Here is a 13354-nt window from a genome sequence, read left to right on the forward strand (position 1 = left end):
AATAGGTTACACTTATTAGCCATAGAAATATTATATACTTACCCTAATTATAGCTCCTACACCCTGAGCTCATATTAAACTATTTAATTTATTTGTCCAATCTGGTCTGATAACCCTTAGTTGGGCTTATCCAACCCTATTAGATCACACAAATCCCAATATTTCTATGAGGAATCATGGCCTCATAAACCGTACAGTTTTGGCTGGCTGTTTATTGTTACTGTGCACGCAGGCATTGCAGGCGCAGTTGAAGGCAGGTTTTTCTGCCGGTCCTGTAGCTGGATGTGCCCCACTGGTCGTCAGATTCAATGACGAATCCACCGGCAATCCCAGCCAGTGGCGCTGGGACCTCGGCAACGGCACGATCTCTTTTCTGCAATATCCCGCCGCTACTTATTTCAACCCCGGTTCCTACACCGTAAAACTGGTGGTCAGCAATGGTACCCAGGCCGACTCAGTAGTGAAAGTGCAGCACATCATTGTGTATGCCAGTCCCGTGGTACAGTTCTCCGCCTCCGATACCACCGGCTGCTTCCCGCTCAACGTACAATTTACCGATCTTAGTACCGCCGGTGATGGTGTGATCGAGTCACGCACCTGGGATTTTGGCGATGGCACCGTATCCGGTGAAGCCAATCCGGCCCATAGCTACAAAACGGCTGGTCAGTACACCGTATCCCTCAGCATCCGTAACAGCCATGGATGTACCCAAACCTTCACACGCACACAATACATTCAGCTTACCAATGGCGTGCAATCCGATTTCAGCTTTGCGGTGCCCAACAGTTGTAAACCACCTACCGTTGTTCGCTTCACCAATAAAAGCACCGGAACCGGTACCCTCCGTTATACCTGGGATTTTGGCGATGGACAGCAATCCACCCAGGCTAATCCTGTACATACCTATGCCACCGCCGGAACCTATTCGGTGAAGCTGGTCACCCGCAACAATACCGGCTGTGCCGACTCTGTCGTTAAAGCCAACCTCATCAATATCGGCACCGTAAAAGCAGGCTTTGCTGCGCCCGCCATTGTGTGCAGCAACAATCCCGTTAATTTTTCCAACAACAGTACACCGGCCCCCGTGAGTGCGTCCTGGAATTTTGGTGATGGTACAACCGCCAGCGACCTCAGCCCTGTTAAGATCTATACGCGCCCAGGCAACTACACCGTGAAGCTGGTCAGCGATTTTGGTGCCTGTAAAGACTCGGTCAGCCAACCGATCCGTGTGGTAGCCCAATCAAAAGCCAGTTTCGACCTCAACGACAGCACGGCCTGCAGCGCCCCCTTTGCAGCCACGCTCGCTGCCGGCACTCCGGATGCCGTTCGCTATGAGTGGCGTTTCGGCGATGGCGGCCGCGATTCGGGCAAAACGGTGGCCCATACCTGGCAGACTCCCGGAAACTACGATGTGACCCTCATCGTCACCAATGCGGCAGGCTGCACGGATACGCTGGTCAAAAAGAATCACCTGCAGATCAGACCACCGCGGGTAACCATCATCAATCTTCCGCAGGAGGGCTGTGTGCCCTTTGCCTGGCAGCCACAACTTGATATCGATACAGTCGATTCACTTACAGACTTTCGCTGGTATTTCGGTGACGGCAATACCTCCACGGAGAGATTGCCCCGGCATACCTACACACAGCCCGGCACTTATACGGTCAGGCTGGTATACACAACGGCCGGTGGCTGTAGTGATTCCGTCATCGTCCGTGAAACCATCCTCGTCGGCAACAAGCCAGTGGTGGATTTCTCGGCCAACCCACTCATTAGTTGTGCCTTTCAGCTCATCAATTTCACCGACCGCAGCACCGGCCCCAAGGCCGACCGCTGGTTATGGTCCTTTGGTGATGGCAGTACGGCAACAGAACAATACCCCCGCCATGCTTACCTCGATACCGGTTATAGGCACGTGAAGCTGGTGGTGTGGAACAACGGCTGTAAGGATTCCGTTACGAGGAGGAACTATGTGTACATCAAACCACCGGTTGCGCTATTCGACGTCAACGCCATCGATTGCCGCAACCGGTTTTCCCGCTCCTTCACCGACAAATCGCTGGGCGCAACGGCCTGGTACTGGAATTTCGGAGATGGACAATTCTCTACCGACCGTCATCCCACCCATACCTACGCGCGCCCCGGCAACTACCTCGTAAGCCTCACCGTAAAGAACGATACCTGCGAACATACCCGGCAACAGCAATTGTTGGTAATTGCAGAAAAAGCTGCCTTCACCATCAGCGATTCCATTGCCTGTAAAAATAAACCGCTGACCTTATCAGCCATCAACACCACGGCTGCCAATGTGGCGAAATATGGATGGACGATCTCCAAAGGCAGCCGTGTATTTGGCACGCCCACCGGCCAATCGATCTCCTTTTCGTTTCCCGATGCCGGGCAGTATACCATACGACTGATCGTAACAGATATATATGGTTGTACCGATACGCTGGTAAAACCGCAGGTGGTACAAGTGTATGGTCCTACCGCCGACTTTGCGGTCATCAACCCGGAAGTCTGTATCAACTCCACTGTACATTTTGCCGATTCGTCTGTATCGGACGGTCAACATGCCATTCAGCAATGGCGTTGGGACTATGGCGATGGCGCTACTGAACTCCTTACCGGCGGGCCTTATCAGCACAATTACAACAAAAGTGGTTTGTTTGCCGTGAAGCTGACCGTCACCGATGAACTCGGTTGTTCCGATAGCCGGCTAAAGCAACAGGCGGTTACTATCTCTACACCCGTTCCTAATTTCACGTCGCCCGATACATTGTCGTGTACGGGTGGGGCCGTCCGTTTTGTGAACCAAACCACGGGCAGCCATCCGATCTACCGCTGGGATTTTGGCGATGGCGTTACCAGTGCTGCACAGCAACCTGCTCACCAGTATAAGACAGAAGGCGACTATACGGTAAAACTGGTCGCCTCCGATCGCTATGGCTGTGCCGACTCGATCACACGGCTGCAATACATTCATATCCGTGATCCACGCGCACGCTTCGTGATGAGTGATTCTTTTGCTACCTGCCCGCCACTCACCGTCAACTTCACCCAGCAATCCATGCATTTTCGGGAAGTGCTGTGGGATTTTGGAGACGGCAATAAGTCGATATTGCCGAATCCTTCACACGTATACACCTATCCAGGCGTATATCGCGCAAAACTGATCATTACCAGCCCCGGCGGTTGCAAGGACAGTATGTTCAAAACGATCACCGTCAAGGGGCCGCAGGGTAGCTTTACCTACGACAAACTCAAGGGCTGTGCGCCCACGACCATTCGCTTCACGGCGCAATCGAACCAGGACGTACGCTATATCTGGGATTACAGCGACGGAACCGTGGATGACAAAGGCGGTAAAAATATCGGCCATGCCTTCACCACAATGGGTGCCTATCTACCCAGACTGATCCTTGAAGATCCGCAAGGTTGCCGCGTACCGATCCCGGGCAAAGACACGATCCGCATTTATGGTGTACAGGCTGCTTTTACCAGCAGTCAATCGCTCCTGTGCGATTCGGGCATGGTACAGTTCAGGAATCAATCTACTTCCAACGACATCATAACCAGTTACCGGTGGCAACTGGGCGACGGAATCGCCTCCACGGAGAAAGAGCCAGCGCATCATTACCGGTTGCCAGGTTTGCTGGTACCCCGGCTGACGGTGACCACCCAACTGGGCTGTACGGATACGGTCAGCCTGGCACAGCCGTTACGGGTAGCCAGCAGCCCCCTGGCTGCCATCCAGGGTGATAGCGGGGCCTGTGTTCCCGCCCGCCTGCAATTGCGGGGGCGTCAACTACGCAGTGATACCACTGGTTTGCGATGGCAGTGGGATTTCGGCAATGGTACTGCAGCGCAATTACCAACGCCCGAAGCGGTCGTGTTGACCGAAGCTGGCGATTACACGGCCCGGCTCATCCTCACCAATGCAGCAGGTTGTAAAGACACCGCCTTGAAAACCGTGCATGCCTGGCCTTTACCCGCCACCGATGCCGGTAGCGACCAGGTATTGTGCCGCAACAGCAGCCTGAAGCTGACTGGCGGCGGAGCCGATCATTATCAATGGGCACCAGCTACTGCCTTATCCTGTACCAATTGCGCCAGTCCCCTGGCATCCCCTTTGGATAATACCACGTACACAGTAACAGGCAGGAATAATTTTGGCTGTGTAGCCACCGATTCCGTACAGGTGAGGGTACAACAACCGTTTAAACTGGCAGTGGGCAAGGGCGATACGCTGTGCAAGGGGGAGACTTTCCGCCTGCAAGCTTCCGGAGCCGAATCCTACCATTGGAGTCCCAAGATGGGAATGAAAGACCATACTGAGCCAAATCCGCAAATCAAACCCGACACATCTGCCATTTACCGGGTGATCGGCAGCGACAGGCAGGGGTGTTTTGCCGACACGGGTTATATCCCGATGGTGGTGTACCCCTATCCGGCAACACAGGCTGGAGAAGACAAATCTATATCTGCCGGTACTTCGGTGATGCTAAGCGCCAGTATCTCAGAAGATGTAACCCAGGTAAGGTGGATACCAGCATCGGGATTGAATTGTGTGAGTTGTACAACACCGACGGCAGCACCGAAGCAAACTACTACTTACACCTTGGAAACCAAGAATAAAGGGGGCTGTACTACGCGCGATCAGGTAACAGTATTCGTATTTTGCAACAATGCTAACGTATTTGTACCGAATACGTTCTCTCCCAACGGAGATGGCAATAACGACGTATTTTACCCAAGAGGCAAAGGTATTTACAGTATCCGGTCGTTCAAAGTGTACAATCGCTGGGGCGATCTGGTATTTGACCAGATGGATCTACAGCCCAATGATATAGGACGCGGTTGGGTTGGACAGCACAATGGAAAACCAGCCCCCGCCGATGTGTATGTGTATACCATGGATGTAGTGTGTGAAAACAATGTGATCCTGAATTACAAGGGAAATGTTGCGCTGATCAGGTAAGATGGTATTATTATTGTTTGCAAGACGTGCCCTACTGAAAGACCAGTCTCTGTAAACCACCCAAACACAGTACCTTGACCAGAAAGCTGCTAATTACTTGGTTATTGTTCTTGATCATGCATCAATGGGCGCAGGCTCAGGTGCCGGTTCCTGATTTCAGTGCCAACCGCGTTTCCGGTTGTGCCCCTCTGACCGTAACCTTCAAAGATGAATCCACGGGAAATCCTATTTTCTGGAACTGGGATTTTGGTAATGGTAACCTCTCGAATGTACAAAACCCAACTTTCACTTTTGCTACCCCGGGTACTTACTCTGTAACCTTGGTTGTACGTAATGCCAATGGTACCGACCGAAAGATCAAAACTGACTATATAACCGTCAATCCATCACCACAACCTAATTTTTCGGCCAACAAGATGACGGCTTGTGCCCCTTCCACCATCCAGTTTACAGACCTTAGCGATCCCCGGGCAGGTTCTCTCGTAAAATGGGAATGGGATTTTGGTGATGGCGGAACAAGCGACCAACGTAATCCGTCGCATGAATACACTGCTACCGGCTTTTACACGGTAACGCTCCGGGTAACGAGCAGCACCGGTTGCCAGTCGACCTCTTCCATTGCACGTTTTATGCGCATCGTACCTGGCGTGGTGCCTGATTTCAGCTTCAGCGCCCCCGCAACCTGCCAGGCACCTTTTAACCTCAACTTTACCAATCTCTCCAGCGGCCCGGGTACCATGACCTATCAATGGAACTTTGGCAACAATACCAACTCTACCGATGCCAGCCCTACGGCCACTTATGCTGCAGCGGGTACCTATACGGTGAGTCTTAACGCCGTCAGCGAATTCGGTTGCATCAACAATATTCAAAAAACAGTTGACGTAACCGGTACAGGAACTTCCTTTACCGGCCCCGACACCATCTGTCTCAACACTACCGCCTCTTTTCAGAATACCTCCACCACGCCACCCCTTAGTACTACCTGGGATTTCGGCAATGGCCAGGTAGCTGTTACCAAGGATGGTAGCGCCACTTACCCTGTCGCTGGTGAGTACTTCGTGAAAATGGTCAATACCTACGCCAATTGCAAAGACTCGCTCACGAAGAAGCTGGTGGTGATCGATAAACCCACGGTCGATTTCACCGCACCTGTTACCGCAGCCTGTAAACCCACCCTGGATGTAGCCTTTACCAGTGCGGCACCCAATGCACAAACTTACCAATGGGATTTTGGAGACGGTGGCACGTCCGGTGACCCTAATCCCAGGCACACGTATACTACTGCAGGCCGCTTTAATGTAACATTGACCATCACCACCCGCCAGGGGTGTACCAACAGCATCACCAAACCTGCCTTCGTACAGATCGTAGAGCCAACCATCAGCTTTGCCAATGCCCCCAACGGAGGTTGTATTCCGTTCGATTTTGCTCCGATCGCCAATATCAATTCGCTCGAGCCGGCACAAACCTTTGTTTGGGAGTATGGAGAAGGGGCACCTGCAACAACTACCGGACCAACCGGCTATAACGGCCCCACGCACCGGTACAACACCCCGGGTAAGTATACCATTAAGGTGACTATGACTACCAGCGGCGGCTGTTCCGTCAGTGCAGAACTGGTAGATGGTATCCGCACCGGCCAACAGCCAGTCGTAGATTTCACGCCCGCGCCCACAGAAGTTTGCGCGGTCGATGCAATAACGTTCACGCACCAGCAAACCAGTGGCGCCACCCTCGATGAAGTGTTGTGGGATTTTGGTGACGACAGTACATCGACAGATCTAGATCCCTCGCACCGGTACATCGACAGCGGTTATTTCGATGTGACCCTGATCGCCTATAACAACAAGTGTGCTTCTGCGCCTGTCATCAAGACTGTGCACGTAAAACCACCGATCGCCAAATTCAACCAAACGGTTCGATGTAACGCAGCAGGCTGGCTGGTCGAGTTTGAGAATTTGTCGAAGGTTAATACTGGTGTTTATGGTCCTGTGGAGTATGAATGGGATTTTGGTGATGGTTCAGCAAAGTCAAACAGTGCCACTCCACTTGTTCCCCATACATATACGGCAGCTGGTAACTATACGGTCACCCTAACGGTGCGCTCGCTCAACCCTGGCGAATGCAACAATACCTTTTCACAACAACTAGAACTGGTCAACGAGTTTGCCAACTTTGCAGTAACACCCGCACAAAGCTGTAAGAACGAACCCGTGACGATCGAAGCGATCGGCAGCGTCGAGAACAACATTACCCAATACGAATGGTCGCTCAACCATGCTGCTTTCGTGGTACAGGGTCGCTCTTTCACCACCGATGCACTGGCACCCGGCACCTATGACCTATCGCTGATCATAACAGATATCAACGGTTGTAAGAACCGGAAAGACTCGGTGAATGTGTTCACCATCTCTGGCCCGCAGGCACAGTTTACCCCTGCTGTACCGGGTGGTTGTATCAACAATGTCGTGACCTTCAACGATGCCACTACCTCAGCACAAACCATTACCAAATGGACTTTCGATTTTGGCGACGGCCAAACAGTTGATTTCAATGCGGGTCCGTTTACCCATACCTACGCTGATACTGGTAGTTATGTCGTCAAAATGACCGTATTAGACGATAAAGGTTGTAAGGATACCTACACGGCTGTCGATACCGTATTCATCACCAAACCGAAAGCAGGCTTTACTGCTGTATACCCGACTATCTGCCCCAATACAGACCTGCCCTTTACTGATACCTCATCGGGCAGGGGCCTCAGTTGGCGTTGGGATTTTGGCGATGGCGGCACAGCCTCCGGACAATCACCGACCCACCGGTATTCGGTCAATAGTGGCACATTCAGTGTGAAGCTGGTCGTGACAGACGAAAACGGTTGTAAGGATTCAACCACTACCACCAACTATATTACCGTCAAGAAACCGGTACCTTCCTTTACAGCCACCGACACATCCTCTATTTGTGAACTGCTGGAAACAAAATTCACCTTCCAGGGTACCGACCATGAATCTTTCTATTGGGATTTTGGCGATGGAACCACCTCGACCCTGGCCAACCCCAGGCACTTCTACAATAAGTTTGGCAGTTATGAGGCCAAGCTCTACGTCATCGGATACGGTGGCTGTACCGATTCGGCCAGTCAAATGGTCAATGTATACAATCCGTATACGCAGAGTCAGATGAATTTGAACCCGACCGAAAGTTGTAATTCACTGCTGGTAGATTTTTCGCTCGTCACTCCGCCGGCCACCAAGCTGACCTTCTACCCCGGAGACGGTACCTGGGACACATCCCAGATAAAAGTCCTCCAACACTTTTATAAAGAACCAGGATTTTATCCGCCTCAAATGGGCCTGCAAGACAGCCTGGGCTGTCTCGTGGTAGTACCCGGACCAACCACCATCCGCGTTATCGGTGCTTTACCGCTGTTTGGCGTCGACAAGAAAAACTTCTGCGACCAGGGCACTGTCAATTTTGCCAACTTTACCATTGGAAATGATCCGGTAGTCGCCGAGAACTGGGAGTTTGGAGATGGCGCTACATCACTCGATCTCAACCCGGCACATACCTACACAAGCGCCGGCACCTTCGTGGTGAAACACAATGTGCGGACGCAAACCGGTTGCGAAAACACCATCACCGATACCATCCGCATTTACGCCACACCCGATCCCCAGATCGCTGGTGATACCATCGCCTGTATCAACGAAGCACTCAACTTGCAGGCAACCCTCGTGGTACCCGATACTGCCATCACCTGGAAATGGGACCTCGGCAGCAATGGCCAGTCGGCAAATGAGAACGTGTCCGTCAAGTACGCGCAATCCGGTACCTACACCGTAGGATTGGAAGCAGCCAATAAACTGGGTTGTAAAGACAATACGACCCGCACACTCTATGTGCCGCCCACGCCCACCATCACGGTTGCCGGCGGCAACAATGTCACCTTACCAGTCGGCATTGGCGTTACACTACCAGTGACCTATAGCGACGGCATTGCTACGTATGCCTGGACACCTGCCCGGGACCTCAGTTGTACCAACTGCGCCACACCGGTGGCCAACCCCAAATTCACGACCACTTATTCCGTGCGGGTAGAGGACACCTTTGGCTGCACCGCCACGGCGGGCGTTACCGTTACCGTTGTTTGCAACAAGGAGAATTATTTTGTGCCCAACACTTTCTCTCCCAATGGCGATGGCAATAACGATGTATTCATGCCCAGGGGCCGCAGCATTGACCGGGTCAACCGCATGCAGATCTTCAATCGCTGGGGAGAGCTGGTTTTTGAAAAGCGGAATTTCGCCGTCAACGATAAATCTGCCGGCTGGGATGGCACCTTTAAGGGGAAACCCGCACAGGCAGATGTGTATGTATACGTAATAGAATTTGTTTGTGATAATGCATCGGTCATTCCGTTCCGCGGCAACGTAACTTTGCTCCGGTAACAGAAAATCCGATATTAAACCACCACATCAAACCTGGTAGTATGAAAAACGTCAGCAACTGGAAGCGATACTCCCTGGCGGGTCTATTGCTGTGTGCAGGTTCCCTTGTCTACGCGCAGGACATCCATTTCTCGCAATTCTTTGAAGCGCCGCTGTTGCGCAATCCTTCACTGGCCGGTATCTTCACCGGCGATGTACGGGTGCAGGGCGTATACCGCGATCAGTGGAACAGCTTCACCAATGCTTATCGTACCGGATCGCTCAATGCCGAATATAAATTGCCCGTGGGCCGGGGCGACGACTTTATGACCGTCGGTGGCCAGGTATTGTTTGACAAAGCCGGCACCGTGGGCCTTACCACGACTAGCCTGCTGCCAGCCCTCAATTACCACAAATCGCTTAGTAGCCAAAAGACCATGTACCTCAGTATGGGTTTTATGGGCGGCATGATCCGCAAAAGCATCGACGCTTCCAAAATGACCACAGATAACCAGTATGGCCCGGGAGGCTTCGATCCCACGGCGCCCACCGGCGAATACATGACGGCGCCCAATTACAACACCTGGGACGCCAGTGTGGGTATGAGCTTCAATACCACCTTTGGTACGCTGAAAGAAAACAGCTATTTTATAGGTGCTGCTTATCACCACCTCAACCGGCCACGCAATGCCTTTTACCGCAATGCCGAAATCGAGTTGCAACCTAAATACGTATTCTCTGCCGGCATCACCTTCGGCGTGGATGAGTATTCCTACTTCATCATACAGGCCGATCATTCCATGCAAGGGTCTTTCTCCGAAACCATCGGCGGAGCCCTGTATTCCTACAAACTGGGCAACGATCCCGAAAACGCCCTGTACACCATTCATGCCGGCGCCTTTTTACGTTGGAAAGATGCCCTGATACCCGTGGTCAAGCTCGACAGGTATCCCCTGTCCTTCGCACTGAGCTACGATGTAAACGTGTCACAGCTGAAAACAGCCAGCCAGGGACGCGGTGGTATCGAGATCTCTTTGTCATGGATTAGCTTCCTCGATCGCGACAACAGCAGCCAGTACAAAATGCTTTGCCCAAGATTCTAACCATTACTGCATGAAATGATCCGTACTCTTTAAGTGAACCTTTACACAGCTTATCGCATATTCCCTGCAATCCGGCGATTCTTTATACAAGTAATGCGTTGGCACGTTATTTTTGTTCCACTGATAAATCAACTATATGAAACTAGAAGTTGGACAAAAAGCCCCGGATTTTTCACTCTATGACTCTGACAAGAACAAGGTTAGCTTGTCGGACTTTAAAGGCAGGCAGGTGTTGATCTTATTTTTCCCCCAGGCCTTTACCAGCGTTTGCACCAAAGAACTGTGCAATGTAAGAGACCATATTGCACAATACAACCATGTGAATGCACAGGTATTGGGTATCAGCGTGGACTCCGTTTTCACACTTGGCAAATTCAAACAAGAGCAGGAGTTGAACTTTCCGCTGTTGAGTGATTTCAACAAAGAGGTATCAACGGCCTATGGCTCCCTGTACGATAATTTTGTATTCGACATGAAGGGAGTATCCAAACGCTCGGCCTTCGTGATCGACGGAGAAGGCATCATCCGTTACGCGGAAGTGCTGGAGAATGCCGGCGATCTGCCCAATTTTGGGTCAATTGAATCGGCCTTAGCCATAACGAATTGATTTATATCAATATCCGGCTGTTAACATAATTTTAAAACTTCCGGGGTCTGGGTAGAATGATCTCCTACCCCGGATTTTTTAAGCAAATGAGTTGTAACTTTAGTTAAAAGGGAATATCTTGGATATTATCCGTAAAATAGCATCTGCATGAAGCTTATTTACACACTATCCTTTATCCTCATATTAGTTTTCACGGCGAGTAGCCAGGAGCGGACCAATCCTTCGAGTCCGCCGGGGGAACCTATAACCAAGATCATCAAGTTCTACCCCAACCCGGCAACATCTTTTATAACCTTTGATTTTCAACGCGGATACGATAAAACTTATACACTTCAAATCTTCAACTTACCAGGCAAGAAAGTTTACGAGGTCACCGAGATCAACCCAAAAACAGTGGTGAACCTGAACGATTTCTTCCGGGGTATCTATATCTTCCAGTTGCGCGATAAGGCCGGTCGGCTCATCGAAGCTGGTAAATTCCAGGTTTCCAAGTAATTATAGTCGTTTTTAAGTGATCAACAGGCGCTGCCTGCCTGGCATTATTATGCCTGTACCCCTGTTTTATAGCTAAAGCATTGACAATGTACGCCCTACAAGAGGATGCAGCGGAGATACAGCGGAGATGCAGCGGACATAGAGCGGAGTTATAGCGGCCTTATATAGAGGCGCTGCATCTATGCTGCAAGTACAGTCTGTCGCGCCTGGCACGGCGCTGCTTGACCGCCTCATCCATAGTTCATGCGGGTACCAGCCACGCTTTTGCAACCTATACGGTTGCCAACAGCAGCGGAACCAGTGACCCGGCGAGCTTTAGCTGAACTACATGGCTTTGCCCCGATGCCCCGTCATACGACGGGATTGCCTGAATGCCCCGGAACTTTCTTTACAGCACTTGCACGATCAAAAATTTCAGGTAATGAGTATTCTCCCAGCCCCAGATAATGGGGTGGTCGGCCGATTGCGTCAGGAAACTCACCTGCCGGATGCGGCGGCGTGCGTCCTTGGCAGCCATTTGGATGATCTCGAGGAAGAGATCGGGCTGAACCAGGTTGGTACAACTGGAAGTAACGAGAAAACCACCGGGCTTGATCAGTTTCATACCCCGCAGGTTGATCTCTTTATAACCGGTGATCGCTTTTTGAATATTGTCACGGGTCTTGGTGAAAGAGGGCGGATCGAGCATCACCACATCGTGCTGACGGCCTTCCTTGGCCCACATCTTCAGTACATCGAAAGCATTCACGCATTCGAACTTACAGATCTTATCGACCCCGTTCAACTCGGCATTGCGGTTGGCCTGCTCTACGGCTTTGGCAGAAATATCCAGTCCCAGCACTTTTTTGGCGCCGTAATGAGCAGCATGGATTTCGAAGGTACCGGTATAGGTGAAGGCACCCAATACATCGGCGCCTTTTACAATGTGCTGAATAGCCCGGCGGTTGTCCTGCTGGTCGAGGAAATAACCGGTCTTCTGTCCGTTTTCTATATCTACATTGAACTTGAGTCCGTTTTCATTGATCACGATATTCGTGTCGAAAGGTGCCGACAGGAATCCCTTTTGCTGGGGCAAGCCCTCCAGTTCGCGTACGGGCACATCATTCCTTTCATAAATACCTTTGGGTTTGAAGATCTTTTCGAGCGCCGCGACGATGGCGGGCTTCCATACATCTATACCCAGTGCCAGGGTCTGGATCACGAAATAGTCGTTGAATTTATCGATGATGAGCTGAGGCAACCCATCGGCTTCGCCGAAAATGAGGCGGCAGTTCTCTACATACCCCAGCTGTTTCCGGTATTCCCAGGCCTGCTTCAGGCGACGATAGAAAAACTCATCGTTTACCTGCTCCTGCTTGTCGCGGGTGAGCAGACGAACCGGGATCTGCGATTGCGGATTCAGATACCCCTTACCGATAAACTTTTTGTCATGCGACAATACCTCTACCACATCGCCTGGTTTTGCATCGCCATCGATCAGGTTTACTTCATTTCCAAATATCCAGGGATGTCCATTGATCACACGGGGGCTGATCTTCTTCTTGAGAATCGCGGTTGTCATGGGCGCAAATGTATGAAAAGGTTTCGGGTTCCGTGCCGCTCTGTTGCAAGCTGGAATCCTAACCATATGATTATCATATGCCTGAGAACCTCCTACACCCTTCCTTGCCTCCCTGCCGTATAGTATACCCGGGCAATAGCTACATGCCTGCAAAAAGAGGCTGCCCCGCGACTG

At 51.4% G+C, this 13354-nt stretch carries 6 protein-coding genes; 5 read left to right on the forward strand and 1 reads right to left on the reverse strand.

The window, feature by feature from the left end:
• The first annotated feature begins 199 nt into the window (after positions 1 to 199).
• The 5 genes from P2W70_RS29600 to P2W70_RS29620 all read left to right on the forward strand — a co-directional run bounded on the left by P2W70_RS29600 (position 200) and on the right by P2W70_RS29620 (position 11619).
• The gene (locus tag P2W70_RS29600) at positions 200 to 4981 is read left to right on the forward strand and encodes a PKD domain-containing protein (RefSeq protein ID WP_276485193.1); all 4782 of its coding nucleotides are present in this window, start codon (positions 200 to 202) and stop codon (positions 4979 to 4981) included.
• 116 nt (positions 4982 to 5097) lie between these two features.
• Positions 5098 to 9435: a PKD domain-containing protein gene (locus tag P2W70_RS29605; protein ID WP_276485395.1), complete on the forward strand. Its 4338-nt coding sequence runs from the start codon at positions 5098 to 5100 to the stop codon at positions 9433 to 9435.
• A 41-nt stretch (positions 9436 to 9476) separates the two neighbouring features.
• Positions 9477 to 10517, forward strand: coding sequence for a PorP/SprF family type IX secretion system membrane protein (locus tag P2W70_RS29610; protein ID WP_276485194.1), 1041 nt, complete (start codon positions 9477 to 9479; stop codon positions 10515 to 10517).
• 136 nt (positions 10518 to 10653) lie between these two features.
• A complete protein-coding gene (locus P2W70_RS29615; RefSeq protein ID WP_276485195.1) occupies positions 10654 to 11124 on the forward strand; it encodes a redoxin domain-containing protein in 471 nt (156 codons plus the stop codon).
• A 147-nt stretch (positions 11125 to 11271) separates the two neighbouring features.
• Complete coding sequence (locus tag P2W70_RS29620; RefSeq protein ID WP_276485196.1) at positions 11272 to 11619, forward strand: T9SS type A sorting domain-containing protein; 348 nt, start codon at positions 11272 to 11274, stop codon at positions 11617 to 11619.
• A gap of 388 nt (positions 11620 to 12007) precedes the next feature.
• Here P2W70_RS29620 and P2W70_RS29625 read toward each other — a convergent pair whose 3' ends face one another.
• The gene (locus P2W70_RS29625) at positions 12008 to 13180 is read right to left on the reverse strand and encodes a class I SAM-dependent rRNA methyltransferase (RefSeq protein ID WP_276485197.1); all 1173 of its coding nucleotides are present in this window, start codon (positions 13178 to 13180) and stop codon (positions 12008 to 12010) included.
• Positions 13181 to 13354: the final 174 nt, after the last annotated feature.

The sequence above is a fragment of the Paraflavitalea pollutisoli genome, assembly GCF_029360705.1.
In the GTDB taxonomy this organism is placed as follows: Bacteria; Bacteroidota; Bacteroidia; order Chitinophagales; family Chitinophagaceae; genus Paraflavitalea; species Paraflavitalea pollutisoli.

What these genes read in the sequence shown, in the direction of transcription:
- P2W70_RS29625 (WP_276485197.1), bottom strand. Translation starts at nt 13,180, where the DNA reads ATGACAACCGCGATTCTCAAGAAGAAGATCAGCCCCCGTGTGATCAAT.
- P2W70_RS29605 (WP_276485395.1), top strand. Translation starts at nt 5,098, where the DNA reads ATGCATCAATGGGCGCAGGCTCAGGTGCCGGTTCCTGATTTCAGTGCC.
- P2W70_RS29610 (WP_276485194.1), top strand. Translation starts at nt 9,477, where the DNA reads ATGAAAAACGTCAGCAACTGGAAGCGATACTCCCTGGCGGGTCTATTG.
- P2W70_RS29615 (WP_276485195.1), top strand. Translation starts at nt 10,654, where the DNA reads ATGAAACTAGAAGTTGGACAAAAAGCCCCGGATTTTTCACTCTATGAC.
- P2W70_RS29620 (WP_276485196.1), top strand. Translation starts at nt 11,272, where the DNA reads ATGAAGCTTATTTACACACTATCCTTTATCCTCATATTAGTTTTCACG.